Source organism: Spongiibacter sp. UBA1325, from assembly GCF_002306875.1.
GTDB classification, from domain to species: domain Bacteria; phylum Pseudomonadota; class Gammaproteobacteria; order Pseudomonadales; family Spongiibacteraceae; genus Spongiibacter; species Spongiibacter marinus.
In genome coordinates, this window is sequence record NZ_DBTD01000001.1 from 91,238 (window position 1) to 115,155 (window position 23,918).

At 56.5% G+C, this 23,918-nt stretch carries 24 protein-coding genes and 1 riboswitch; of the genes, 10 read left to right on the forward strand and 14 right to left on the reverse strand.

Annotated elements, in window-relative coordinates; all coding sequences use genetic code 11:
- On the forward strand, positions 1 to 1,050 hold the full coding sequence (gene cobT / locus B3K78_RS00465) for a nicotinate-nucleotide--dimethylbenzimidazole phosphoribosyltransferase (RefSeq protein ID WP_286693887.1): 1,050 nt from the start codon (positions 1 to 3) through the stop codon (positions 1,048 to 1,050).
- Complete coding sequence (cobC, locus tag B3K78_RS00470) at positions 1,047 to 1,655, forward strand: alpha-ribazole phosphatase (RefSeq protein WP_286693888.1); 609 nt, start codon at positions 1,047 to 1,049, stop codon at positions 1,653 to 1,655. The genes cobT and cobC overlap by 4 nt, the downstream gene beginning before the upstream one ends.
- A gap of 16 nt (positions 1,656 to 1,671) precedes the next feature.
- On the opposite strand, the gene B3K78_RS00475 is transcribed toward cobC, so the two are convergent.
- Entirely contained in the window at positions 1,672 to 2,148 is a 477-nt protein-coding gene (locus tag B3K78_RS00475) for an EexN family lipoprotein (RefSeq protein WP_286693889.1), read from the reverse strand.
- A gap of 72 nt (positions 2,149 to 2,220) precedes the next feature.
- Between B3K78_RS00475 and B3K78_RS00480 the strand changes: the two genes are divergently transcribed.
- Both B3K78_RS00480 and B3K78_RS00485 read left to right on the forward strand, forming a co-directional pair.
- A complete protein-coding gene (locus tag B3K78_RS00480; protein WP_286693890.1) occupies positions 2,221 to 3,858 on the forward strand; it encodes an alkaline phosphatase D family protein in 1,638 nt (545 codons plus the stop codon).
- Between the two features lie 29 nt (positions 3,859 to 3,887).
- On the forward strand, positions 3,888 to 5,918 hold the full coding sequence (locus B3K78_RS00485) for a metallophosphoesterase (RefSeq protein WP_286693891.1): 2,031 nt from the start codon (positions 3,888 to 3,890) through the stop codon (positions 5,916 to 5,918).
- On the opposite strand, the gene B3K78_RS00490 is transcribed toward B3K78_RS00485, so the two are convergent.
- From B3K78_RS00490 to B3K78_RS00530, 9 genes are all read right to left on the reverse strand, one after another.
- Positions 5,895 to 7,367 (reverse strand): cobyric acid synthase, encoded by a 1,473-nt coding sequence (locus B3K78_RS00490; RefSeq protein ID WP_286693892.1) that lies wholly within the window; start codon positions 7,365 to 7,367, stop codon positions 5,895 to 5,897. The two genes, B3K78_RS00485 and B3K78_RS00490, sit on opposite strands and share 24 nt — an antisense overlap.
- On the reverse strand, positions 7,360 to 8,022 hold the full coding sequence (bluB, locus tag B3K78_RS00495) for a 5,6-dimethylbenzimidazole synthase (protein ID WP_286693893.1): 663 nt from the start codon (positions 8,020 to 8,022) through the stop codon (positions 7,360 to 7,362). Before bluB ends, B3K78_RS00490 begins: the two co-directional genes overlap by 8 nt.
- Complete coding sequence (locus tag B3K78_RS00500; protein ID WP_286693894.1) at positions 8,012 to 8,809, reverse strand: ABC transporter ATP-binding protein; 798 nt, start codon at positions 8,807 to 8,809, stop codon at positions 8,012 to 8,014. The genes bluB and B3K78_RS00500 overlap by 11 nt, the downstream gene beginning before the upstream one ends.
- On the reverse strand, positions 8,809 to 9,798 hold the full coding sequence (locus B3K78_RS00505) for a FecCD family ABC transporter permease (RefSeq protein WP_286693895.1): 990 nt from the start codon (positions 9,796 to 9,798) through the stop codon (positions 8,809 to 8,811). Before B3K78_RS00505 ends, B3K78_RS00500 begins: the two co-directional genes overlap by 1 nt.
- Entirely contained in the window at positions 9,785 to 10,663 is an 879-nt protein-coding gene (locus tag B3K78_RS00510) for a cobalamin-binding protein (RefSeq protein ID WP_286693896.1), read from the reverse strand. Before B3K78_RS00510 ends, B3K78_RS00505 begins: the two co-directional genes overlap by 14 nt.
- Positions 10,663 to 11,265 (reverse strand): cob(I)yrinic acid a,c-diamide adenosyltransferase, encoded by a 603-nt coding sequence (cobO, locus tag B3K78_RS00515; RefSeq protein ID WP_286693897.1) that lies wholly within the window; start codon positions 11,263 to 11,265, stop codon positions 10,663 to 10,665. Before cobO ends, B3K78_RS00510 begins: the two co-directional genes overlap by 1 nt.
- A gap of 35 nt (positions 11,266 to 11,300) precedes the next feature.
- Complete coding sequence (locus tag B3K78_RS00520; RefSeq protein ID WP_286693898.1) at positions 11,301 to 13,175, reverse strand: TonB-dependent receptor domain-containing protein; 1,875 nt, start codon at positions 13,173 to 13,175, stop codon at positions 11,301 to 11,303.
- Between the two features lie 91 nt (positions 13,176 to 13,266).
- A riboswitch (cobalamin riboswitch) is annotated at positions 13,267 to 13,418 on the reverse strand.
- A gap of 107 nt (positions 13,419 to 13,525) precedes the next feature.
- Positions 13,526 to 14,989, reverse strand: coding sequence for a TcaA 3rd/4th domain-containing protein (locus tag B3K78_RS00525; protein ID WP_286693899.1), 1,464 nt, complete (start codon positions 14,987 to 14,989; stop codon positions 13,526 to 13,528).
- A gap of 269 nt (positions 14,990 to 15,258) precedes the next feature.
- Positions 15,259 to 16,272 carry an AraC family transcriptional regulator gene (locus tag B3K78_RS00530; RefSeq protein WP_286693900.1) on the reverse strand — a complete coding sequence of 338 codons (1,014 nt, stop codon included), beginning with the start codon at positions 16,270 to 16,272 and terminating at the stop codon, positions 15,259 to 15,261.
- Positions 16,273 to 16,417: 145 nt separating this feature from the next.
- Between B3K78_RS00530 and B3K78_RS00535 the strand changes: the two genes are divergently transcribed.
- Positions 16,418 to 17,302, forward strand: coding sequence for a fatty acid desaturase family protein (locus B3K78_RS00535; RefSeq protein ID WP_286693901.1), 885 nt, complete (start codon positions 16,418 to 16,420; stop codon positions 17,300 to 17,302).
- Positions 17,303 to 17,354: 52 nt separating this feature from the next.
- On the opposite strand, the gene B3K78_RS00540 is transcribed toward B3K78_RS00535, so the two are convergent.
- Positions 17,355 to 18,269, reverse strand: a complete 915-nt coding sequence (locus B3K78_RS00540; RefSeq protein WP_286693902.1) for a 2-dehydropantoate 2-reductase — start codon at positions 18,267 to 18,269, stop codon at positions 17,355 to 17,357.
- A 103-nt stretch (positions 18,270 to 18,372) separates the two neighbouring features.
- Here B3K78_RS00540 and B3K78_RS00545 point away from each other — a divergent pair, with 103 nt between their 5' ends.
- Together B3K78_RS00545 and B3K78_RS00550 are read left to right on the forward strand one after the other, a co-directional pair.
- Positions 18,373 to 18,855, forward strand: coding sequence for a YajQ family cyclic di-GMP-binding protein (locus B3K78_RS00545; protein ID WP_286693903.1), 483 nt, complete (start codon positions 18,373 to 18,375; stop codon positions 18,853 to 18,855).
- A 50-nt stretch (positions 18,856 to 18,905) separates the two neighbouring features.
- Entirely contained in the window at positions 18,906 to 20,165 is a 1,260-nt protein-coding gene (locus B3K78_RS00550; RefSeq protein WP_286693904.1) for an AmpG family muropeptide MFS transporter, read from the forward strand.
- Here B3K78_RS00550 and B3K78_RS00555 read toward each other — a convergent pair.
- Genes B3K78_RS00555 through B3K78_RS00565 form a run of 3 tightly spaced genes read right to left on the reverse strand, consistent with a single transcriptional unit; the run spans position 20,162 to position 22,072 of the window.
- A complete protein-coding gene (locus tag B3K78_RS00555; RefSeq protein ID WP_286693905.1) occupies positions 20,162 to 20,488 on the reverse strand; it encodes an MGMT family protein in 327 nt (108 codons plus the stop codon). The two genes, B3K78_RS00550 and B3K78_RS00555, sit on opposite strands and share 4 nt — an antisense overlap.
- Entirely contained in the window at positions 20,478 to 21,122 is a 645-nt protein-coding gene (locus B3K78_RS00560) for a carbonic anhydrase (RefSeq protein WP_204997432.1), read from the reverse strand. Before B3K78_RS00560 ends, B3K78_RS00555 begins: the two co-directional genes overlap by 11 nt.
- A gap of 32 nt (positions 21,123 to 21,154) precedes the next feature.
- Positions 21,155 to 22,072: a phospholipase A gene (locus B3K78_RS00565; RefSeq protein ID WP_286693906.1), complete on the reverse strand. Its 918-nt coding sequence runs from the start codon at positions 22,070 to 22,072 to the stop codon at positions 21,155 to 21,157.
- A 243-nt stretch (positions 22,073 to 22,315) separates the two neighbouring features.
- Between B3K78_RS00565 and B3K78_RS00570 the strand changes: the two genes are divergently transcribed.
- From B3K78_RS00570 to B3K78_RS00580, 3 genes are all read left to right on the forward strand, one after another.
- Positions 22,316 to 22,786, forward strand: coding sequence for an FxsA family protein (locus B3K78_RS00570; RefSeq protein ID WP_286693907.1), 471 nt, complete (start codon positions 22,316 to 22,318; stop codon positions 22,784 to 22,786).
- A gap of 213 nt (positions 22,787 to 22,999) precedes the next feature.
- Positions 23,000 to 23,290 (forward strand): co-chaperone GroES, encoded by a 291-nt coding sequence (locus B3K78_RS00575; RefSeq protein ID WP_027874494.1) that lies wholly within the window; start codon positions 23,000 to 23,002, stop codon positions 23,288 to 23,290.
- Between the two features lie 46 nt (positions 23,291 to 23,336).
- The coding region (locus B3K78_RS00580) for a TCP-1/cpn60 chaperonin family protein (protein WP_286693911.1) at positions 23,337 to 23,918 on the forward strand (582 nt) is incomplete at its 3' end.

A 23,918-nucleotide genomic window follows, 5' to 3' on the forward strand; every position in this document is an offset into this window, starting at 1 on the left:
GTGACTGAGTGGTATTTAGAGGCGGCGCCAGAGCCGGACGAGGAAATGCGCGCCGCTGCGCAGCAGCATCAAGACAATTTGACCAAGCCGCGTGGCGCTCTGGGGCGACTAGAAGATGTTGCCGTGCAACTGTCGGCGGTTCAGCGCACGCTGACCCCCAAGCTTGATCGGGCATTTATTGCAGTTTTTGCCGCTGATCACGGCGTCGCTGCCGAGGGCGTGTCGGCGTATCCCCAAACGGTAACCGCCGAGATGGTGCGTAATTTCGCCAGCGGCGGCGCGGCAATCAGTGTATTAGCCGACAGCGTCGGTGCGTCATTTAAAGTGGTGAACACCGGAACGGTTTACGCGATTGAAGACCTGCCCAATGTAGTCGATCGGCGCGTGGCTGCCGGAACACAAAATATGTGCGTCACCGAAGCGATGGATCGCGAGCAGTGCTTGGAGGCCTTTGCCGTGGGCCGGGATATTATTGATGAGGCGGGGGATATTGATATCTTTCTCGGCGGTGAGATGGGCATTGCCAACAGTACCTCTGCTGCGGCACTTGCGGTGGCGCACACGCGGCTGTCGGCAACGGCAATGGTGGGGCGCGGCACCGGTATTAGTGAGCAGGGCTTAGCCAAAAAAGCGGCGGTGGTCACGCGGGCAATGTCGCGGCACTTGCCGCATATGAAAGACGGTGTCGAAACCTTGCGGCGTATCGGTGGATTAGAAATTAACGCCTTGGTGGGTGCATATATTCGTGCCGCGCAGAAAGGCATCGTTGTTTTGGTTGATGGCTATATTTGCACGGCGGCAGCAATTTCTGCCGTGAAGGTGAACCCCACTATTCGACCTTGGTTGTTCTTTTCTCACTGCTCGGCTGAGCCCGGCCACAAGCGGCTGTTAGCGAAAATGGACGCGCAGCCGCTGTTAGAGCTGGATATGCGCTTGGGCGAGGGCAGCGGTGCCGCACTGGCTCTGCCAATTTTGCGTGCGGCCTGTCGACTGCACAACGATATGGCTAGCTTTGAGCAAGCCGGAGTGAGCCGAGGTGGCGACGCGTGACGGTAACAAGCAGCCGTATTGACCTGCTGCGTCACGGCGCCTGCGAGGGCGGCGAGATATTTCGCGGCAGTACCGATGTTGCCTTGAGCGAAACCGGCTGGTCGCAAATGCGTGACAAAGTCGCCAGCGTGGACGAGCCTCACTGGGATCATATTGTCACCTCGCCGTTGCAACGCTGTGCGCGTTTTGCTGAAGAACTTTCTAGCAAACGCGGCATCGCTCTATCGGTGGAAGAGAACTTGCGCGAGATCCATTTTGGCGACTGGGAGGGGCTGCCGCACAGTGAAGCCCAACAGCGAGACCCAGAGGTGTGGCGCAAGTTTTGGCAGTCACCGGATTCGGCTAGCCCGCCCAATGGCGAGGCGATGAGTGACTTTTGCGCGCGGGTGACAGGAGCACTGGATGCCATTGCCCAGCAGCACAGTGGGCAGTCGGTGTTGCTGGTGGTGCACGGCGCGGTTATCCGCGTGATGATATGCCATTGGTTGGGTATGCCAATGGGCGCAATGACGCGGCTATCGGTGCCCTACGCCGGCTTTAGCCGCTTTCATATTTATCACCAAGATGGTCGGGAGCCGTGGGTGCAGTTGCATAGCCACGGCTAGGCCTTCAGTGGCGTGATTACGGGCGTTCGATTTTCGGAGCAGATAGCGCCTTACTGCCTGTAATAAACCATTTGCCGTCCCGGCGCACAAATTGGTAACGGGCGTGATGGCGCTGGGTTTCCCCGGCTTTGAAACTACCAAAGCTGCTTTTGTACTGTTTGTATTCCATATTGAAAGGCGCGAGCTTTCGCATGCCGACCACAGTGTCGAAGTCTTCAGGGAAGCGCAGCGTCACATAGACGTCAGCGCTAGCGGACTCGCCGCCGTCATTTTTGTTCAATACCTCGACACTCTCCAACTCGAAAAATGCGGGCTCAGCCAATTCGGCGATGTTTTTCTTTAACAGTTCTTGCACGGTGTAGTCGGTAAATGCGATGGGCTTCTGGCTGCAGGCAGCCAGCACTATCGCTGCGGCGAACACTGCGAAAATGCGGCGTATTGCAAAGGGAAAAATACACATAAATAGGTAGCTCGTTAGAAACATAACTGTCATCTTTGGGCAGTAGGCTCCTCTGCGTGCGAGATTTGCATGCTTCACGCCCTGTTTGATGACAACGAGTACACTATGGATCGCCGACTATTTATCAAAGCGCTTACTACTGCCAGCATTGGCATACCTATACTGACAGCCTGCGGAGGCGGTAGCAATAACAGCGGCGGTGGCGGTGGTACCGGTGGTGGCGTAACGCCAAGTGCGGGGCTGCGATTTGAACACGGTGTTGCCAGTGGTGACCCTTTGGACGACCGCGTAATTTTATGGACGCGAGCAACGCCAGCGCTTGGCCACACCGGCGATATTACGGTGTTGTGTGAAATCGCCGAAGATCCGAGCTTCGAGCGCATTGTGCTTTCAGAAACCCTGAGCAGTAATGCCAATCGCGACTACACAGTAAAGTTTGACGCTGCCGGCCTACTGGCTGACCGACGCTACTGGTACCGGTTTAAAGGTGCCGACAGCAGCTCACCGGTTGGCCGCGCGCGAACCTTACCCCTGCCAGGTCAATACACTGACCGCCTGCGCTTTGCCGTGTGCTCGTGTAGCAGCTATCCCCACGGTTACTTTTCGGTATACCGCATGATGGCAAACCGCGCCGACCTCGACTTTGTTATGCACCTGGGCGACTACATCTACGAATATGGCCAAGATGAGTACGGCGACCATCCAGAGCGTCTGCTCGATCCGGCCCATGAAATTGTCAGCCTGGACGATTACCGGCGCCGCTATGCGTTATACCGCCGCGACGTCGATCTTCAGGCCACTCACGCCACCCACTCCTTTGTTACGGTGTGGGACGACCATGAAACCACCGACAATTCTTACAAAGATGGCGCGAACAATCACAACGAGGGCGAAGGCGATTGGTTTGAGCGTAAACGCTTAGCGATTCAGGCCTATTTTGAATGGCTGCCGATCCGTCCGCCGACCGCAAGTCAGGACAGCATCTACCGCGCCTTCCGCTTTGGCGATCTGGCTGACTTTGTCATGCTCGATACCCGTTTGGAAGGTCGGGAAAAGCAGCTCGATAACCCGGTTGATCCGGCGCGCATTGAGCAACGTGACCTACTGGGGCAAACGCAAAAAGACTGGTTTAAAAATCAGTTGGCGGTGTCGCAAGGGATATGGAAATTCGTCGGTCAGCAAGTCATGTTTGCGCAGCTGCAGATCCTCGAGCTGCAACGTCTGCTGCCAGGTGTCCCCACTAACGACTTCAGCCCACTCATTGCCGTCAATATGGACCAATGGGACGGCTACCCCACCGAGCGCGAAGAGATACTCGATTTCATCGACGAGCAAGGTATTCAAAACACTGTAATTCTAACCGGTGATATCCACACCAGCTGGGCGAACGAGGTGTATAAAAGCAGTGCGATCTTGACCAGCGGTGTATTGGATGAGCCGTTGGCCGTCGAGTTCGTGACCAGCAGTATTACCTCGCCCGGCTTCCCAGACGGCGCCGCCGAGTTGGTATCGGCAGTGCTGCCCGTGGCGAACCCGCACATGAAATATACCGACCTGAAAAACAAGGGTTTCATCTTGATGGACGTCACTCGCGAACGCACACAGGCGGAGTATTACTACGCCGCCGATATCAGTCGTGCTGACCAGTCCGGGGTGGAAATGGACAAGGTTAAAACACTGTCTGTGAATGCCGGCAGCAGCCGCTTAGTCGAAGACACCCCAGTGAGCCGTCCGCGTAGCTAAGCCGCTGTAACCTAAAAGGAAGTAGATAAATGTCTCATTTGTACAACGCACTGGGTCGCGCTCTGGTATTTGGCGCAGCGGTGGCCGTGAGTGCCTGCGGTGGTTCCTCGTCAAGCAGTAACAGCGGTTCAACGCCTGGTGTAGATAACGGCGTTGAGCAGCCCGTTGATGGCAACGTCGACACCCTGCGCTTTATTTTGCTGGGTGACAGCGGCAGCGGCAGCGATGGTGCTTATGCAGTCGGGCAGGCGATTGAAAAAGTCTGCGCGGCTCGCGGGTGCGACCTTGTCCTTGGATTGGGCGATAATATCTATGAGTCCGGGGTGAGCTCGGTGATGGATAGCCAGTTCGAAGAAAAGTTTGAACAGCCTTTTGCCCCCGTTGATCTGCCGTTCTATTTTGTTTTGGGTAACCACGACAACACCGAATTTTTCGGTGGCGATGGTGCGGGAAATGCCAACGGTGATTTCCAGGTTGATTACCATTATCGCGACAGCGAACACCCCGATGCGCCCCGCGCCAGTGACCGCTGGAAGATGCCTGATCGCTACTACCGTTTTACTCAGGGGCAGCAGGAAAATGGCCAGCCCTTGGTGGAGTTCTTCGCCATTGACTCCAGCCAGGTGGCTGGCGGTTTCCCCGATAGCGATGAAAACTACGCCTACAACAGTTATGGTCTGGCGCAGGCGCGTTGGTTGAAAGCGTCAATCGATGCCAGTCAGGCCAAATGGAAAATGGTGTTTGCTCACCACCCCTATGTTTCCAATGGCAGCCACGGCAACGCCGGTAACTATGACGGCGTCCCCGGCTTCTTACTGCCGGTTCTCGCGGGCGAGCGCTACAAGGCCTTCTTAGAAGAAACCATGTGTGACCGTGCCGACTTTTTCTTTGCGGGCCACGACCACGACCTGCAGTGGCTAATGCCGACGCCATCGTGTGGAAAGACGGAGTTCATTCTATCTGGCGCGGGAAGTAAAACCCGCAGCCTGGTGCGGCGCGACGAAAACCCCGTGTTCTACGAGCGCGGCGACAGCTACGGGTTTTTCTGGGTAGAAATCAAAGGCGACCGCCTGCGTGGCGAGGCCTATGAGGTTGATCCCAATGACCCTGCTTTAGGATTGGGGTCGCTCTCTGACCCCCAGCCGGCTTATGGCCGTCAAACACCGCAACAGCCCTCACAGGGACTGGCGGCAAGCGATGCCTTTAGCAACCCCCTGCAGGGCGATTCGAGCTTTGATGTGTCGTCGGAGCAGGGCAACCTCGACCCTGTGCAGGAGCAATTGCGCGCTGGTTTTAATGGTTTGGCTGCAGCCGTACCAGAAGAGAATTTGGCGGCAGTCATCGCCTCGCTGGGCGCTGCGACGGAAGGCTTGATTGAAGTCGTGGACGCGCTGGCAAGTGGCGCCCAAGCCGCTGCGACTGAGCAAAATCCGGAATTGATACTGGCGGGTTCTGCCAGGGCGTCGCAGGCATTGCTGTACTCTTTGCAGCAGTTGCAAGCCATTGCCGACCGCGATGATTTACCCGCGCCGTTTGACCAGTTAGCGCCAGCACTGGATGCTTTCAAAGCCGCCAACAACCAAGGTGGTGAGCAGCAGGCGGCGGACCTGCGCAGTTTGACTGACCCGCTGCGGGGCCTGGCTGGCAATATTCAGGGCATAGTCGATGCCATTGAAGAAGAAGCCGGTATCGTCCCAGTGGTGGGTGGCAGCTTTGCCTTGCTGTCTGAGCTATTGCTGGACGTGGGCCGCAGCATCGATGCCATCGGCAATGTCAGCGTTAGCGAGCTGGGGCAAGTGCTGTCTTCTACCGTGGAAGATCTGTTGAATAATATTCTTGTGGGTGTGATCCCCATTGAGCAGTTTGCGCCGGCTGAAGTGACTCAGGCCATCGGTTTGGGGCCGGCCTTCCTGAGCAGCGCTTTGCTGGCCGTCACCCGAGAATTGGGTTTCCATATTGATAACTTGCTGCTGTCTCAGTTGGATCCGCTGATCGGCGCCCTGGATCAGCTGCTGTTGCGGCCGCTGTTTGATGCCTTAGCGGGGCTGTCTGAATTCTAGTGAGCAGGCATGGAGCAGTTTATCGAGATCGATGTGCTGCTCCACGCTGTCGGCAATGCGGTCTAGATTCGTTTCTATGACCGCGTCGTAATTGTAGGCAGCCTGCTCGGTGGCACCAGCCCAGGTGAGCAGCTGTTGCCGAGCGTGGTCATCGTCGAACAAACCGTGGATATAGCTGCCCAGTACTTGCCCGTCTTCGCTAATGGCGCCGTCAAGGTGGCTTCCCAAATCGGCAAAATGGCGCTCGAGGCCGGCGCCCTCACTGACCCCGGCGTGAATTTCATAACCGCGGATTGAGGTCGTTTTACCGTTTAGATGGCAGTGCCCGCTGACTTGGCGCAGGGTTTTCTCGCTGGCCAGTGTGGTGGTGATATCAAGAAGGCCTAAGCCCTCACTGCTACCGGCTGGGCCTTCAATACCAAGCGGATCGTGCAGTTCACGGCCCAGCATTTGAAAGCCGCCGCAAATCCCCAACACTTTGCCACCGTAACGCAAATGACGTTTGAGCTGATCGGCCCAGCCATTGTCGCGCAGCTGTTGTAAGTCAGCGCGCACGCTTTTGCTGCCGGGCAGGATGAGCAAATCGCAAGGCGGCAGTACCTCGCCTTTGCGTACGAAGCAAAGGTCAACATTGGGGTGCAGGCGAAGGGCGTCGAAGTCGGTGTGATTACTGGTGCGGGGCAATACCGGTACCGCCACCCGCAAACTGATATCCTCGCGAATTTGCTGGGTATCAATGGCATCCTCGGCTTCCAGGTGCAGGTCGTGCAAATAGGGCAGTACACCTAATACGGGCTTGCCGGTGCGCGCTTCCAACCAGTCCAATCCGGATTGCAGCAGGGCAATATCGCCGCGAAAACGGTTGATGACGAACCCAACAACCCGCGCTTGTTCGCTTGCTGACAACAACTCCAGCGTGCCCACCAAATGCGCGAAAACGCCACCGCGATCGATATCCGCAATCAGTATCACCGGGCAGTCAACCGCTTCTGCAAACCCCATGTTGGCAATATCGTTCGCGCGAAGATTGATTTCAGCGGGGCTGCCGGCGCCCTCCACCACAACCCAGTCGTATTGTTGAGAAAGGCGCTGGTGGGACGCCAATACCGCCTTTCGCGCAGTCGCTTTATAGCCGTGGTAGTCCTGCGCCTCCATATTGCGCAGGGCCTGCCCATGAATTATCACTTGTGCGCCGGTGTCACTATTGGGTTTAAGCAGAACCGGGTTCATATCGCTGTGGGGGGCTAGTCCGCAAGCCCGCGCCTGCACGGCCTGGGCGCGGCCGATTTCCTTGCCATCGGGGGTGACGGCGCTGTTAAGCGCCATATTCTGTGGCTTGAACGGCGCGACATGTAAGCCGCGGCGATGCAGGGCGCGACACAGTGCGGCGACGAGAACGCTTTTGCCGGCATCGGAGGTGGTGCCCTGAACCATTAGCGTATTAGTCATCGTCTGCCTCGTTCTCGATTTGCCAGCCATCCTCCATAATGAGTGTGTGGAGGGGGCGGCGTTGATCCCACTGCGCCGTCTCCAGCATTGGGCGGTCGTAAAATTCCTCTACGGGTCCCAGACACAGCAGGGCAATGGGGTGGCTACCGTCCGGCATTTTTAGCAGTGCCTTCAAGGGTTCTGGCTCAAATAGCGATACCCAGCCCATCCCTAAGTTTTCGGCGCGTGCAGCCAGCCAAAGATTTTGTATGGCGCAGGCGGCGGACGCCAGGTCCATTTCCGGCAGCGTGCGGCGGCCGAACAGGTAGCGCTCTCGCTGGTCGCACAGTGCCACCACAATGAGTTCGGCGCACTCGCGTATACCTTCTACCTTTAGCTGTAAAAACTCACTACCGCGTTCTTCCAGTGCCTCGGCTGAGGCAGTGATCTCCTGCTGCACCAGGTCATAGAGTTGTTCCCGGAGCCGGGGCTTGCGGATGCGGATAAATCGCCAGGGTTGCATGTAGCCGACGCTGGGCGCTTGGTGTGCGGCGCTAAGCAGGCGTGTCAGTGTGGTGTCGTCAATCTCGCCACCACAGAAATGACGCATATCCCGCCGCGCGGCAATCACGCGATAGATGGCGTCGATATCGTCGCGGCTAAAGTCAGTTTTCATTGCCGGTATGTCGCTGATTGCGGGGAATAAAAACGCGCTGGCCTTGGTCTTCGAGTACGGTAAGCGGTTGCCGATACAGTTTTTCCAGGGCGGGGGCTTGCAGCATGATCGAGGCGTCTCCCCAGCAGGCATTGCCGTCGGGGTAGAGCAGAAGTAGCTGATCGCAGTAACGCGCTGCCAGGTTGATGTCGTGCAGGCAAAGCAGAACGGCATTTCCTTGTGCGGCCTGTTCGCGCATCATCGACATAACGGCGACTTGGTGGTGAAGATCCAAGTGATTGCCGGGCTCGTCGGCCAGCCAAATATCCGCTTGCTGAGTCATGGCGGTGGCAATGGCCAGGCGCTGTTTTTCGCCGCCGGAAAGGCTGCTCACCAGGCGCTGCTCCATGCCACTTAACTCCATTCGCGCGAGTGCGGCGCGAGCGATCTCAAGGTCCTCGGCAGACTCCATATCCCAGGCGCTTAAGAAGGGGTGGCGGCCGATCATCACCGATTCCATCACCGTTGCCGGGAAGCTGTCCGAGCGCTCCTGAAAGACAACCGCCATTTGCTGGGCGATTTGCCGCCGGCGCAGCCGTTGAATGGCCGAACCTGCGAGATATACCGTACCTTTACGAGGTTTGCGCAGCCCGGCCAGGGTATGGAGTAGGGTGGTTTTACCCGCGCCGTTGGGACCGAGAACGCCCCAAACTTCGCCGCGCTGAATCGCAAAGTTAAGCTCGCTGCCATCGCTGCGACCCGGCACATCAATGCAAAGCTGGGCGGCTTGTAACAAGACCTCGCTCACTATCGGCTCCGGTATAACAGTAGCAAGAAGGTGGGAACGCCGAGCAGGGCGGTGATAACGCCAACGGGCAATTGCTCCGGTGCGATGATGGTTCTGGCCAGCGTATCTGCCAAGGTGAGCAGTGCACCGCCTGCCAAGGCGCAGGCGGGGAGAATCAGCCGCTGGTCATTCCCCAATATCAGCCGCAGCATATGTGGCACGACCAAGCCAACAAAGCCGATGCTGCCGGCGGTGGTGACCGCCAAAGCGGTGAGTAGGCTGGCGGCAATATAAATACTCCACTCCATGGGCTTAACGGCAACGCCCAGCGCCGCTGCTTGCAGCGGGCCGCGGGCCATTGCATTGAGGCTGCGCCCGAGTGGCAGCAGAAGCAGAGACAGAGCGAGTAGAGTCGTCAGTGCTGGCCACGGGCTGCGAGCATAGGCGAGATCCCCCATCAGCCAGAACAGCATGCCGGGCAGGCTTTCGGTGGGGGCAATGGCAAGCATAAAGGTGACCACGGCTCCCCATCCCGCCGCAATAACCACACCGGTAAGCAGTAAGCGTGTGGGTGTCCAGCTGCCGGTGCCGTGGGCTAAGCCGAATACCGTGATCGCCGATACAATGGCGCCGATGAATGCCGAGCCTGAAACCGCCGCACTGCCCAGACCAAGCAGCATGGCGCTAAGGGCGCCCACCGCCGCGCCTCCGGAAAGGCCGAGCACATAGGGGTCCGCCAGCGGGTTGCGCAGCAGCACTTGCATAAGTGCGCCCGCCACGGCCAGTAGCCCGCCGGTGGCAAACGCGGCAAGGCTGCGCGGTAATCGCAGGTCGAATATCAGGGTGTGGTGTAGGGGTTCTCCCTCTCCTTGCAGTACCGCCCACAGCTCCGCGGTGCTAATGGCGACACTCCCAGTGCTTACACTAAGCGCAACGGCCAACAGCGCGCCGAGGCTGAGTAGGGCGAGTGCGGGTAGCAGGCGCGGGGTGTGATAGCTAGCGGCGGCCACGTGCGGTGTCCAGGTGCTGGCACAGCATTCGGGTGCCGCTGAGGAGTCTTGGTGTTGGCCGTTGCAGAGTAGAGGGTGGAATAAAGAACAGATTATCTCTCTGCACGGCCAGCAGGCCTGAGTAGGGGCGCCAGTCGTCCAGCCAGCTGCGATTTTCTTCTCCCATGCCGCCGGCGATAATGGCTTCGGGGTTGGCGGCTAACACGGCCTCGTGGTCGATGCGAGCAGCCAAGCGCGGCAGGTTGCCAAAGACGTTTATGCCGCCGCACAGGCGTGTCGCTTCGCTAATTAGGTGTTGGTCGTTAACCGTCATTAAGGGGTTAACCCAAATTTGCTGAAAAACGCGAACGCTCTCAGCGTTCTGGTACTGCTTGCGTAAGGCGGATATGCCTTGGTCAAAATGCTCGGCGGCGGCATTTGCTGCGGGCTCGCTGCCGGCCAGCTCGCCAAAACGGCGCAGGGTGCGACTAACATCGTCAAAGCCGCGCAGCTCGCTGTAATACACCTTAAGCCCCAGTGCTTCGAGTTGCGCCAGTTGCTCTGTCGGGTTGCCACTGTGCCAGCCGATTAGTAGATCTGGTGTTAAGCTGAGAATCGCCTCAAGATCAAAACGGTTGTAGCTGCCCACTCTCGGCAGGGCTTTCGCTTCATCAGGGTAGTCACTAAAGCTGACGGCAGCGATTAATTTATCGCCCGCGCCTGCGGCATAGAGCAGCTCCGTCGCACCGGGTGACAGGGCTATAATGCGCGCAGCCGGAGCATCCAGGCAAACCTTTACGTTGCGGTCATCGTCAACGCAGCGCTCACTGCCGGCGTTGGCTATGTGCGCGAGCAGTAGGCTGAGTACGACAAGCAGGCGGCGCATCAATACTCCACGCCTTTTCTCGCCTTAATGCCCGCGCGAAAGGCGTGTTTTTTATCATCGATCATCGATACGGTGTCGGCCAGTTCTTTGAGGGCTGGCGGCGCACCACGGCCAGTAATAATCACGCTCTGCTCCCGAGGGCGGTTGCGCAGCGCTTCGTAGACTTCTTCGGCGTCGATGTATCCGTACTTCAGTATGTAGGTCAGTTCGTCGAGCAGCACTAAGTGTAATGAGGCATCGTTCAACAGTGTTTTCGTTTGCTGCCAGGCTTGCTGAGCGGCTTCGCGATCGCGTTCCCGGCTTTGTGTTTCCCAGGTAAAACCGGAGCCCATCACAATGAAAGGCACCTCGGGACAGCGCTGTTGCAAGAAATTTCTCTCACCACAATCCCAGGTCCCCTTGATGAACTGCACCACCGCGGCCTTGTAGCCGTGACCAATACAGCGAATCACCGTGCCAAAGCCCGAGCTGGATTTCCCCTTGCCCGGCCCGCTTAAGACGATAAGCACGCCGCGCTCTTCGGTCGCTTTCGCGACCTTGGCGTCGATCAGTGCCTTCTTCCTCTGCATGCGCTGTTGGTGGCGCTTCTCTTCTTCATTCATTGTGACGGAGCTCCATCGCAGTCTACGCGTTCGCCTTAGGGGGCGTAGGTCACGCTTAGCAGGGCTTCACGCCCAATTGACTCATAGTTGCCGAGGCTGAAGTGTCTGGCGCTAACGTAGTCTTTGTCAAACAGGTTCTTTACCAGCAGTTGCAACTTGAGGCTGTCATTGATCTGGTAGGAAACACCGGCATCGACCAGGCCGTAGCCCGGCAATTCGTCGGTATTGCTGGTGTTTTCGTAGCGGTCACTGGTCAAGCGAACACTGGCATTGACTCCCCATTGCTGCCATTGGCGGTCAACATCGATGTTCACCTGGCTATCGGCGCGGCGGCGCAACTCCTTGCCTGAATTTTTATCTTCAGTATCCAAGAGCGTTGCATTGGCTTCGATATGCCACTGTCTTACTACGGTTGCTAAGCTTAGCTCCAGGCCCTCGATGCGCGCTGATTCAATTTGGTCCGGCCCGAAGGTGGCTGGGTTGTATTGAATGAGCTTATCCACGTCATTGATGAAATAGTTAACGCTCCACTGTCCCCAGGCGTGTTTACCGCGCAACTCCAGCTCCCGGTTTTTTGAGCTTTCAGGCTCGAGGTTGGGGTTGCCGTAGCCGGGGTAGTAGAGGTCGTTAAAAGTGGGGGCGTTGAAGCCCTCACCGTAGGAGGCGATCAATTTCATGCCCATGGGTAAGTCCAATCCGGCGGCGGCGTTGCGGGTGTCGCTGGAGCCAAATTGTTCATTACTGTCGTGACGCCATCCCAGTGCGTAGTCGATGCGGCCATAGTCGGCTTGCCATTGCGCAAAGCCTGCATTGTTCTCGCGTTCGTCTTTGCCGTAGCTCAGCGTGCTGTCGACCTCGTCATTAATATGCTCGCCACCCAGGGTGAGTACGTGGTGTTTACCGAGCTGCCAGTCATTCTGGGCAGTGAATTGCTTGCGAGTGGTTTCGAATACATCGCCGCGAAGATTCGCGGCAACCAACGCGGGGTCGCGATAGCGATAGCGCGTTTGGCTTTCATCGGTAGATTGGCCCGCGGTAAGCTTCAGTGCCCAGTTGTCGCTTAGCTGAAATTCACCGCGCAAACCCGCGACGGTAACCGTGCTGTCTGTGTAGGGCTCGCAGGCAAAGTTATTGGGAAACGGTGCGTAGCAGTTGGTGTCGTATTCGCTCTCGCTATCGCTGTGCTGGTACAGCGCGTGAACTTTGGCGCGTGCGTTAAAGCGATGTGACACGCTGAAATTGATAGCCTGCTGCTCAAAACCGTCGTCATCGCCGTGGCGCAGTGCCTTGCTTGTGGTGTTGTCGACGCCGTCGGTCTCCTCGTACAAGCCGCTTAGGCTGAACTGAGTGTCGGCGTTTCCGCCGTTTACGGCAGCAACCGTTTTAACAGTACCCTCGGTGCCCGCGCTAAGTTGTACAAAGGGTTTCACACCATCGGTGTCGTGGTACTTCTTGGTGATGATGTTAATGACACCGCCAATCGCCTCGGAACCATACAAGGCTGAGCGAGGCCCGCGAACAATTTCTACGCGCTCGATCAGCTCCGGGGGCAAGTTAGTGAGCGAGGGACTGCCCAGTGTTGCTGAGCCTACCCGCACGCCGTCAACCAACAGCAGCGTATGATTACTTTGGTTGCCGCGAACAAACAAGCTGGTGGCGGCGCCGCGGCCACCGTTGCGCACGAAGCTGATGCCAGCGGCGCGAGACAGCAATTCTTGCAGGTCGAGCGGTGCGATACGCTCGATATCGGCGCGCTCGAATACCGTGACTGGCGCCAGTACTTCGGCAATGCTTTGCTCAGTGCGCGTGGCGGTAACGACGGTGGTTTCTATTTCGCCGGCGCTGGTAATCAGCGGGCTGGATAAGGCTGCAAGCAGAGCAGTGTTCACAGCAAGTGGACGGTTTTTCATGACTTACCTCAAAGCTAAAAATAGGAAGCAATGAGGGAGGGATAGTGGTGATATACAAGTATATGACCGCTGATGAAGCCCTCCGCTACATCGGGTGATAACTGATTAGGCCGGTTCCGGGCTCTCACCAAAGGTGATTACCGTTGCGGGGGCAGCGTCGGTCTTGTCGAGTGGTCGACTCACCGAACTTCCCGTTTAACCCTCAAACTAATGTCTTTGGGCACCTAACACAGGCGGCGCAACTCTATTCGGGCGCGAAGGCGTTGTCAAATATTCAGCGCCAACGCTCGACTGCGGGCGCCAGGTTCGCAAGCTGGCGGGCTGGTTTGCCAGCCCTGCTTCCGTTGGTATTAATGGAGGTACTTGTCTAGGTCGATCAGTGACTTAGCATTTTCCTTTACCAGTATATCGATAATAAATTCCCGCTCAGGCGTGATGACTTTCATCTTGTGTTTTCCAGAGGGCATATTGGGTAATTTGGTTGGCGGCGTGCGAGAGATGCCGTTTATTTCCAGCTGAATATCGTTGCGGGTCGTCACGATTACGAGCACACCAGTCGATTGCACCACTTTTCCTGCGCCTAATTGTTCCGACATATTGCCCGAGGGTTGCATGTCGAAATCATAGGCAAAGGCGTCGTCGGCTTCTATTTGGACGCTAATCGTCTTGGCACCGAAGAAGTCCTTCCGAACTTGTATGGTGTGCCGACCCTCGGTGAGCTTGCCTACGTAGGGCGTGGCTTTACTTATCTTTCCGCTGGGCTTGCCATCGATGTATACGTCGACATTGTCCATGTTTGCGGTAAGGCGAATATAGCCGCTGCCAAGCTTTTCAAGCCGACTGATCTCTTGGTGGAGCTCCGTGCCATCAAAATAGCGCAAGGGGTAACTGGCGGTGCTGTGATTAGTGGAAAAGCTAAGCGGGACAGTAATTTCCTTGAGCCAAGCATCAATCAGGTGGTGGTATTTCTTTGGCAGCTGACTGAAAAAATGCGCCTTCGAAAAGCCGAGGTGCTTGTTGGCTGTCGCCACCTCTATTACGCCGTCATCTACCGTAATTGTCATACCGTCAGGTACATTACCAGCCCGGGGTTGAACCTGAGCCTTCACGCTGCGCTGGTTTTTGAGCACCCGCTTAAACAGCGCATCTTGCTTGACGATATTTACGACCGTATCTGTGATATTGCGCTCATTGAGCTCGCCGCCGGGTGCTAGCCTTTTTAAGAAATGACTCTGATAGCGATTTAGTCTTTCGCCGTTACGGTATGTTATGCAGCTGTGCAAAGCCGACATGTCTAGGCTGCACAGTATGGCATCACCTTGTTCCGGGACGGATACTTTACCTCCGCTCTCGAGGCGCTTTGTCGTCTCCCATATGAGGCTGGGTTTGCCACTGATACGCCGGTTGCGAGTGGTTGAGGTTTCGGCGCTATGCAGCGGTGACAATAACTCGGTCAGTGCCTGGCTTTGCTCCAGGTAAAGGCGCTTCTTCTTTTTTGCGCCGGCGACGCGATGTTTGTAGTCGCCGTCAGAAAACGCCGCCCAGGATTGAATGTAGTCAATGCTCTTGATGTGCGACTCGGTGAGATTCGCCTCGCGATCTATGGTGTACGCCAGGACAATTTGCTGGGGTGTTTCGGTGCGCGTTGAAATTTCAAATTTTTCCGCCTGTACGTCCATGTGCTCAACAATAATCTTTGTTTGATGGACAAGTTCATCGGGGTAGTACTTGTAGTACTTTGTTGCACAGCCTGAGGAAAGGATAGCCAGCAGGCATAGAGTGAAAACAGAAAGTCCCTGTCGATAACGAGTCATTTGCCATGAATCCTGAAAAATACGAGTAAGATCGCCGCAGGCATTGTGGCGTGCCTGGCGACCAATTGTAGCGAAAATAAAGCGCTTCTGACTTGCAAGCTGCTGAATAAAAGCAGATTAAATGGGCTGCGGCGGTCGCCTTTTTGCTCCTCATGCGGCGTGTTAGCAGGTGGTTGTCGTAGAGTTTGCTTGTCGTAGAGTTTGCTTGTCGCGAATGGCGCCCACTTATGTTTTGCGGTCAGGTAAAGAGCGATGTCAGGGTAGAGAGGCTAGACCTTGTATTGATTTTTTCGGTACTGGCCGGGAGACTGGCCGTGCCAGCGCCGAAAGGCGCGGGTGAAGCTTGCTGTATCCAGGTATCCGAGCTGGGCGGCGAGTTCTTCCAGCGTCATCAGGGAGTTCTTTAGCAGTTGCTCGGCGAGTGAGCGTCGCTCGTCATCAACCAGTTGCCGGAAGCTGGTGTTCTCCTCTTCCAGGCGACGACGCAGGCTGCGCGGTGAGATCGCCAGCGCTGCCGCCGTGTCTTCCAGTGTTGCGCTTAGCCCGAGTTGACAGAGGATCTGGCGACGGACTTGTCCTGCGGTTCCGGTTTCCTGCCGACGTGCCAATTGCGTGCGGCACTGGTCTTCCAGCATTCTCACCAAGTGCGGGTCGTAAGTGGGAAGCGGTCGGTCGGCGTCTTCCGGGGCGATTAACACGGCGGTTCGCGGTGCAGCGAAATGCGGGTTCCAGGCAGCTAAGGTCTCGCTTTTCTCAAGCTCCGCGGTTTGCATTAAGTCCAGCTCCACGGCTTGCACGCTAATGCCTGACAAACCGAGTTCACGCAGTAAATTGAGCGCAGTTGCCAAATCGCGAAGTTTCAGAAATTCCCTGAGCTCAAGTGGGATGGTATCGCCGTTGAGTACAACGCCGAAATGCGTGTCGTTGTCGATCAGGCTCAGTTGGCAGTAGGCAGTGCTTAGCGGTAGATAGCGCATGGCATGTTGCACAGCGTCTCGCAGGCTGCGGCAGGTGCGAAGCGTGAAGCCCCATAAGCCGAAGGTGGCGATGTTGTAGCGCAGGCCCAGTTCAAACCCGATGGCGGGGCTGCCGCCAAGGGCATGCATCACATTCGCGATGACCTGCATTTCCTGCTCGCGGGTAATCAGGCTTTCTGTTTCGGCAAGGTCGCTGTCGGAAATACCGGTGTTTTGCAGGCAGCATTGTTGGCTAACGCCGCGCTCGGCTGCAAAGTTGACCATGACCTGGGCCATGGTAATTGGGTGAAGAATATCCGCGTTCATCGCCCGGCTAGCTCCGTCTGCCGCCGCAGCCGGCACGCGATGTGTGGTGGTCTGCTATGCCCTGATGACGGCCAGAAATGCCCTTCTGGTTGAGCGACGCTGTCTGTAGTGTGCTGGCCTGTCATCAATGCTCGGAGAATAATCGGTGGAAAAGAATCATAGCACAGCTAATCGGCGGGCTATTGTGGTGGCCAAGCGCTACATGGGAGAGTTTGCCTGGCCAACGGTGCTACTCACTATGTTAGTTGTCGGTGCTTTTATTGCTAACTTGGCACTGTTCATCGCCGGTGTGGTGCCGTGGTGGCTGGCGACGCTGGTGTATGCCGCGCTCACCTACACGGCCTACACGCCTTTGCACGAAGCCACCCACGCGAATATTCATGGTGATCATGCATCGTTGAAATGGCTGAACGATGCCTGTGGGTTTGTTGTTGCCCCCATTATTATGATCCCTTACGCATCGCACACGGTGGAGCACTTTACCCATCACCGCTATACCAATCAGCAGGGTAAGGACCCGGACTATATGCTCCACAAAATGGGCGACGGGTGTTGGGCCTTTCTGGTGACGGGCCTGCGGTTTTTTTGGCTGCAAAACCGCTTCCTTTACGCGACCCGCTGGCACAAGGTGTCTGGCCGCGAGCGGTTGATTTATTTGGGTGAAATTGCGTTTTCTGTGAGCTGGCGTATCGCCTTGGTGGCGTGGGTGGCCACGCCGGCGATTGTTGCATTATTGATCGTGGGCTACTTCCTTGGTGGCTTCTTTACGGCCTACTGGTTTGCGTATCGCCCGCACCTGCCTTACCGCGACGCTGAACGCTACCGCAATACCTGCAGTATGATCATGCCGCGTTGGATGAAGCCATTTGAATGGTTCTGGCTGGGACAAAACCTGCACTCCATTCACCACCTCTTTCCCCGCGTGCCGTTTTATCGCTATCACGCCGTTCACCGGGAAATCGAGCCGATTTTGCGCGCAGAGCAAACGCCGATTATCGGTATTTTTAGCCGCGAACCTGTGGAGCCTTGATGGGCACGGTGGCAAATGCCTGGGTCTGCGGCTGGGTACGGAAGCCTGTGGCTTATTGGCCCGGAAGGGCCTTAAGCTGCTCTAGCAGCTGCCGGTTGATTGGCATGGCAATACCGTGTTGCTCTGCCACGCGACAGAGGTAGCCCGTGATGTAGTCGATCTCACTGCGGCGACCGGACTCGATATCTTGTAACATCGATGAGCGGTTGAGGGCGGTATTTGCGACGACTTCCACGACTTGCTCCCGCAGGCCGTCAAAGACATCGCCCAGTTGCAAATGCGGCGCCAGGCAGAGCGCCTCGTCGATGACGCCGTGCAGTTGCTGAAGCGCCTGAGGGTTGTCCAACAGCTCGCCGTTGCGGCAGCGATACAGCGCCGTTAAGGGGTTGATGGCGCAGTTGATAATGAGCTTGCGCCACAGGGCTTGCTCGATGTTCGGGTCGGGGGTAACAACGAGCGGCCCGACGCTGAGTTCCCTCGCCAGGGTTTCATCATTTGAGCCGCCGCCAAGCAGCGTGCGACCGCGACCCGCATGCACGACCTGAAAAGGAGCGGGGCGAAACGCTCCTTCCGTGGTGACGGCGTGATAGCACTGCAGGTCGGGCCGAAGTTTGAGCAATTCTTCGCGCACGCCCAGGCCATTTTGAAGCAGTACCACGCAGGCACCCGAGGCCAAGCGAGGGCTGATAGACGCGACGGCTGACAAGCTGTCTGGTGCTTTGGTGGTAAGGAGTAAACGCGCTATCGGCGGGCCGTTTTGTTCGCATGACTCTGCCGCCAGTGGCAGCAGTTCAGCACTCCCTGCCAGAGTCGCGAGGATTCCCCCAACCATTTTATACTGCGAAAGCCGTTCGTCGCTGCGTAGCAGCAATGTGGTTGGCAGGTCATATTTAGCGGCGTAGCTGGCCCACAGGCTGCCTATCGCGCCTGCGCCAAGTATGTGCCAATGTGAGCGGTGTGAAGTCATGGTGGCAGCTTACGTGATGGCTGCGGTGTGGAGCAACGGTGCTGTTTGCGCGCGTCAGCCCTTGTTACACTTGTGCCCGTTCATTTGTATAGGAAGAACCTGAATGCCGTCGTTTGATATCGTGTCTGAAGTGGATTTGCACACCTTTACCAATGCCCTTGATCAGGCCAACCGCCAGTTGGATACCCGCTTTGATTTTCGCGGTGTTGATGCCAGCTTCGAGCGCGACGGGCTCAATGCCACGGTGTTGGCGGAGGCGGAGTTTCAGCTGACTCAGATGGAAGACATACTGCGCAGCACCCTGATAAAGAACAAGATCGACCCGAAGGCGATGGAACTGGGCGACATGGAAGGCTACGGCAAGCAAGTGCGGCAAAGGGTGACCATGAAAAATGGTTTGGAGTCGGATCTGTGCCGCAAGATCGTCAAGCTGATCAAAGACAGCAAGCTGAAAGTGCAAAGCCAAATTCAGGGTGACCAGGTGAGGGTCACCGGTAAGAAACGCGACGACCTCCAGCAGGTAATGGCACTGTTGCGCGATGCTGATCTAGAGCAGCCCCTGCAATTCAATAATTTTCGCGATTGATTGCACCGACTCCGGCCTCTGGGCCGCAGCCCAATTAAGGATAGGCAATAATGCAGCCCCAGCCGTCACCGGACGTCACCGACCTGCCATGGTATCGAGCCATTTTTACACAGCAGATGTTTATCTGCGTGCTTACTGGGTTGGCCTCGGGGTTGCCGTTGTATTTCCTCATTCAACTGGTGCCAGCGTGGCTGCGCAGCGAGGGAGTGGGGCTAACCGAGATCGGCTTATTTGCCCTGGTGGGCTTCCCGTATAACTGGAAGTTTGTATGGGCACCGCTGATGGATCGCTATGTGCCGCCGTTTTTGGGCCGCCGGCGCGGGTGGATGTTGATCACGCAAATCGCTCTCATGCTGTCCATGGCGGCACTGGGTTTTATTGACCCGACGATGTCTGTCGGGTTGGTTGCCTACGTGGCGGCGGGGGTCGCTTTTTTTAGCGCCAGCCAGGATGTTGTGCTGGACGCGTATCGCCGTGAGCTTCTGAAGGACGAGGAGCTGGGGCTGGGCAACGCGATACATGTGCAGGCCTACCGCTTGGCCGGTTTGGTGCCGGGTTCTCTCGGGGTGATCATGGGGGACTACTTCCCCTGGAGCACGGTGTTCATGGTGATGGCCGGCTTCATGCTCATCGGTGTTGCGATGACCTTCTGGGTAAGCGAGGCCGGTGATGACAGCGCGGCGCCTCTTACCCTGCGCGCGGCAGTGGTCGAGCCATTTAAGGAGTTTGTGCAGCGCAACGGGCTGGGCAGTGCCTTGTGGCTGCTGACCTTCCTGTTTCTGTACAAGCTCGGTGACAATATGGCCACCGCGCTGTCGTCGCCTTTTTACTTGGATATCGGTTTTAGCCTCACGGAAATTGGCACGATCGCTAAAACGGCCTCGCTGACGGCCGCGATTATTGGCGGCCTGGTGGGCGGCGTGATAATGATTCGGCTGGGCATCAATCGCGCGCTTTGGCTATTTGGTGTGGTGCAACTGCTGAGCATCTTTGGCTTTGCGGCATTGGCTGAAATCGGGCCGAACCGCCTGGCGCTGACCCTAGTGATTGTATTTGAGTACCTCGGGGTGGGTTTAGGCACCGCCGCCTTTACCGCCTTTATTGCCAGGGCAACAACACCGGCCTATGCGGCCACACAGTTTGCCTTGTTCACCGCGCTGGCGGCACTGCCGCGCACCTTTGCCAATGCCACCACTGGCGCCATTGTTGAAGTGGTCGGTTGGACGAATTTCTATTTGCTCTGCGCCGCATTGGCGATCCCAGGCATGTTGATGCTGGTTAAGGTTGCGCCGTGGTCGGCAGAGCGCTAGTGCTGATCCGGCCACCGGCATCGCTGCCACGCGATTTTGCCGTCGGGTGAGGCGCTGCCTTCATCAATCAGCCGTGAGAGCTGTCGACGATAAGCCTCGGAATTGTGTGGGAAACTGATTTTGCCTTGTGCATTGATAACGCGGTGCCAAGGCAGGGTGTTCTGGTCGGGAAGTTGGCTGAGCTGGCGCCCAACCCAGCGGGCCCGGCCGGGCAGTCCTGCTTGGCGGGCGAGCTCGCCGTAGCTGCATAAGCGGCCAGGAGGAATCTGACTCAGCGCCAGCAGTAGCTGACGCCGAGCTTGGTCGGAAGGCTTATTCGTCAAGGTTGCGAATACGCTCCCAGTAGTCTTCGTAGAAGAAGTCGACCTTTCCGGTTTCCAGCGAGTACTCCGCGCCCACGACCATTAGCTTCCCTTCGCTAATCAGCTGTTCCAATGTGGATGAGCCGCTGCAAAGGTGCTCTACCGAGGTCCGTACATTGGCGCGTACCGCCTGCTTAACCAGTTCCTCTGGGTTGTCTTTTAACTCGGTGACTAGCAGAGTTTCCACGGCTGGGCGCACGCGCTTAACAATGGAGTGTAGGGCGGAGGTGGGGATTTTGGAGTTGCCACTCAGTGCGTCTACCGTGGCTTTGACAGCGCCACAGCGCGAGTGACCCAGCACTACAACCAATGGCGTGCCAAAGTTGAGGGCGGCAAATTCAACACTGCCGATGCCCGACGGGGCTACAACATTGCCGGCTACGCGAATAACAAACAGATCGCCCAGAGTTTGGTCAAACACCATCTCAGCGGGAACCCGCGCATCGGAGCAACCCAAAATGATGGCGAAGGGGCTTTGCTCCTCAACCAACTCGGGTTTTTTATTCGATATGTAGTCTTTGTTTTCAGCCAGCTTTTCAACAAAGCGGGTATTGCCTTCTTTTAAACGCGCAAGCGCTTCCTGAGCATTGATCATTATCTACCTTTATATGTGTTTTCTGTCGAGTGTTACAGCCAATCGCTGATCAGCACGCCAAAACCGACGCTCTGCAGCGAGTTATTGTATTCGATCAGGCTTTCGCCATAACCATTAAAGTATTTTACATAAGCTTTGATCTTGGAACTAATCGGAAAGCTCCAACCGATTTCCACTGCGCCACGGTTGTCGCTGCGCAAGTTGTTGCGCAGCATCACGCTGAGTGTGCGGTCTTTCCATTGATAGAAGCCCATCCACTCAAAGTGGCCGAGATAAAATTCGATATCGCGGTTATCGTCATCATCGGCGGCCTCGGGGATGCGGTACCAGGGCTTAAAGGTCATGGCGAAGCGGTCGTGCTCAAACACCATATTGAGCATGATGCGATTCCAGCTGCGTGACAACGGCTCGCCGCGGCCGTTGGACTGATGGTTAAATATTAGCTGGTTGCCCACATTGCGAATCCCCTTCCATTGCCAGTCGTTGCTGTAACTGAGAATGAGCTCGGGCTCGTGGTTGGTCTCGCGAAACGGTGCGGAAAACTCCTTGTTGTAGGCCTGCCAGAAGGAGCGGTTGGTATAGGCGCCGCTGAGAATGCCGCCCCCGAGGATTCCCTTGGCGATGTGTACTTTTACACTGAGCTGAAATTCGACCTCAGTGCTATCAACGTTTTCCTCTTTGATCGGCAGCGACGAGCTGTACTCTGCGGTGTCGTCGCGCCAGGACAGGGGAAGCAAGTAATTGGCGCGGTGGGGGGTGAGTACAAAGGGATTGTCATCGGTGAAGCGCTCTAGTGCAACACGCTCTTCGACAACGCCCTTGGTTTGTTTGCGAATATGCTCTTCGGCAGCATCGGGGCCTTGAAGGCGCTGTTGGCACTGTTCGCGCAGCTGGCCGAGCGTGATCTCGTCGGAGGCGCTCTGAGCGGCCAGCGATAGGCATTCTTCCATATCCATCGCTGGTGTTGGCGCACTCGACGGTGCAGCGTAACTTTTTGAAATATATGGTGTTAGCAGCAGTAATAAGGCGGCGCGAGCGAGGTGCATAGGGCTGAGGTCTCGAAGGTGGTAGAGGTCGCAGTGGCGTTGCTGACATAATAAGTTGTCAGCAAGGCGGGCACTAGGCGCTTTGGTTTTTTTCTTTCCTTGGGGCTAATGACGGCACCATTTTTGATTCATCAGGTCAGCATAACTATGAGAGTCCTATTTAGTATTTTTGTCATCGCCCCCATCTTGGAAATGTGGCTGCTTATCGAGGTTGGGGGGCTGATCGGTGCCCTGCCTACGATCGCGTGTGTATTGCTAACCGCGTTAATCGGCGCCACATTGCTGCGCCAGCAGGGCGTGTCTACGTTATTGCGTGCGCGCCAGCGCCTGGATCACGGTGAGGTGCCCGCCAGAGAGATACTCGAGGGCCTGATGCTGGCAATTGGCGGCGCACTACTGCTCACACCGGGCTTTATTACTGATGCGGTGGGTTTCGTCTGCCTGATTCGCCCCTTGCGCAACGCCGTTATTGACCAGATGCTGCGCCGCGGCGTTATTCAGATGCAAGCCGGTGGCTTCAGCGCCAGTAGCGGCCCGCGCGGCAATTCTTCGGGCGCGGAAGGGCGCCGCGAGCCTGGCCATATCACCATCGAAGGTGAATACCGAAAAGAAGACTAAAAATTTTCACTCTTTGCCCTTGAAAAGCATTTTCTCGCCCCCAGTTACCTGAGCAGCCCACGGTGACTGCATGTCCAGTCTGCGCGATGGGAAACCTGATGATTCCCGATCCGTGTGAAAGGGAGGTCGCCAAGTAGGTAATCACTACCTGGCGGTGCCGGAATGTCCGGTCAAATAAAAATCTGTTCATTGATTTAATGGAGATTGATCAAGATGAAAATTCGTCCCTTATACGACCGTGTAGTGGTTCGTCGTAGCGAAGAGGAGCAGACCAGCGCCGGCGGTATTGTTTTGCCCGGTTCTGCCAAAGAGAAGCCGAATCAAGGCGAAGTATTGGCTGTAGGCGAGGGCAAATTGCTGGAAAACGGTGAGTTGCGCCCTGTTGGTGTCAAGGTTGGCGATCGCGTGATCTTCGGTCAGTACTCTGGTAACGCCGTTAAAGTCGACGGTGAAGAGCTGATTGTTCTCGGTGAGTCTGAAATCTTCGGTGTTATCGAAGGCTAATTTCTAGCGCTCAATTGAATCAACGAATTAGTAGGAAGGTAAGACAATCATGGCTAAAGACGTAGTATTTGGTAACGAAGCCCGCCAACGCATGGTGGCTGGCGTTAACACCCTGGCAAACGCTGTTAAGGTAACGCTTGGTCCCAAGGGCCGCAATGTTGTTTTGGACAAATCATTTGGTGCGCCAACCGTAACAAAAGACGGTGTCTCTGTTGCCAAAGAAATCGAGCTTGAAGACAAGCTGGAGAACATGGGTGCCCAGATGGTCAAAGAAGTGGCTTCTAAAGCTTCTGACGACGCGGGTGACGGCACCACCACTGCCACCGTACTGGCCCAGGCCATTGTTAACGAAGGCCTGAAAGCGGTCGCTGCTGGCATGAACCCAATGGACCTGAAGCGCGGCATCGACAAGGCAATCGCGTCAGCAGTTGAAGAAGTTAAGAAGCTGTCTATCCCCTGTGCGGACAGCAAGGCCATCTCTCAGGTTGGCACCATCTCGGCCAACAGCGACAGCCACGTTGGCGCCATCATTGCTGAAGCGATGGAGAAAGTCGGCAAAGAGGGTGTGATCACTGTAGAAGAAGGTCAAGGCCTGGAAAACGAGCTGGATGTTGTTGAAGGTATGCAG